The sequence below is a fragment of the Endozoicomonas sp. SESOKO4 genome (assembly GCF_024606275.1).
Genome location: NZ_JAHHPS010000677.1, coordinates 1 through 1,794 on the forward strand (window position 1 = coordinate 1; position 1,794 = coordinate 1,794).

The 1,794-nt window shown below is 47.3% G+C and carries 1 protein-coding gene; it reads right to left on the reverse strand.

Annotated features, from left to right (window positions below; translation table 11 throughout):
• A partial coding sequence (locus KDK16_RS13185) for a hypothetical protein (protein ID WP_257276478.1) occupies window positions 1–1,794 on the reverse strand: 1,794 nt, incomplete at both ends.

Sequence of the window (1,794 nt, forward strand, 5' to 3'; positions counted from 1 at the left end):
TAGCGCTTCAAAGAGTATCTGGATGCCTTCTTTGGTGATGTCATGGGTTTTTAGTCCAAGGCAGGCTTCAAGCAGTCGTTTTAACGATTGAGAGGAATGCTCTTTGCCGAGTTTATGCAGAGCGCTCAACGAGGGAAACAGGTTGAATACTGCTTCGGCATGACTCGCGTCCAGAAAACGCAGCTGATCTTCCTTTGTCAGGGGTTGCAGGATTTCCCAGTAGAGTCTTTTCATGTAGTCGTGTTTCAAGACTCCCGATAATGGTTGTAACCGGGCCGAGTACTGATCCCATAAGCTTTTATCCGGCAATGACTTCAGCCGCTTGACAAAGTAGACAAAACGCGCCCTCAATTCATTGGAAGAAAACAGAATCATTGACTTATTTAACAGGTGCAAAGGCACAGCTTTACCCGAGTAACGCCACAAAAAATCCCGGTCCTGTCGATTAGCCCGGAGGTAGTGCTCGATACCTTTTCCCCCATAAGAAGACAGAAGCTTTATTAATGATTCCAGCATCGGAACGGCTTGAGTCTTTTCAAGGAGTTGGTGAAATTGCTTTAAAGCAGCCCAGTTCAGTGACCAGTCAGGCTTAGAGGTGGAAAGGTAAAGTGCAACTGTTTTTGTCTGGAGATTGTATTTGTCGTCCTCTTCATCCTCTAAGTCGCTATCATTTTCAGTAAATTCTGTAAAAAGCCACTGTTTCAGTTGTGTTTCCTGGTGTTGCAGCACCTCAGTAGCAGGTAGCCCTTCTGACTTCCAGAGTCTGGTTATAATTTCCAGAAGCAGATCACTGGATGCCCCACCGCAACGTGTCCAGCCCATCACTTTTTTCACTGTCTCGTGTTTGGGCAGTCCCCGGCCATGATTTACGGACGAGAAAGCGCGGAACCGCTCCATACTGAACTTGCCATCCTCGTCTTTCCATTCCGGCCAGCTCAGCACCTCTTTGACCTGCTTATATTTGAGCACGCCCTGACCGTTATTTATAGAAGAAAAGGCGCGGAACAACTTCATATTGAACTCACCATTTTTGTTTTTCCATTCCGGCCAGCCCAGCACCTCTTTCACTACCTCATGTTTGAGCTTGCCTTTGCTGCTATTCATCATGGACGAAAAGGCGCGAAAACGCTCCATATTGAACTCTCCATCCTCGTCTTGCCATTCCGGCCAGCCCAGTACCTCTTTCACTCTCTCGTGTCTTAGTATGCCTTTGTTATGATTCATGGACGAGAAAGATCGGAACCGCTCTATACTGAACTCACCATCCTTGTCTTTCCATTCCGGCCAGCCCATCATCTCTTTTACTTCTATATGCCGGGGCGTGCCTTTGCTATTATTCATGGAGGAAAAACAGCGGAGCAGCTCCATACTGAAATCACCATCATTGTTTTTCCATTCCGGCCAGTTCAGCACTGTTTTCACTTCCTCATGTTTTAGCAAGCCTCTGCAATTATTCATGGACGAGAAAGCGCGGAACAGTTCAATATTGAACTCGCCATCCTTGTCTTTCCATTCCAGCCAGCTCAGCACTTCTTTCACTTCCTCATGTTTGGGCATGCCTTTGCTACTATTCATGGAAGAGAAAGCGCGGAAAAGCTCCATACCAAACTTGCCATCCTTATCTTTCCATTCCGGCCAGCCCAGCACCTCCTTCACGTCGTCGTGTTTGAGTGTGCCTCTGCCACTGTTCATGGACGAGAATGCGCGAAACAGCAATATATTGAACTCGTTATCCTTGTCTTTCCATTCCGGCCAGCCCAGCACTTCTTTCACATCCTCATGGTTGAGCATGCC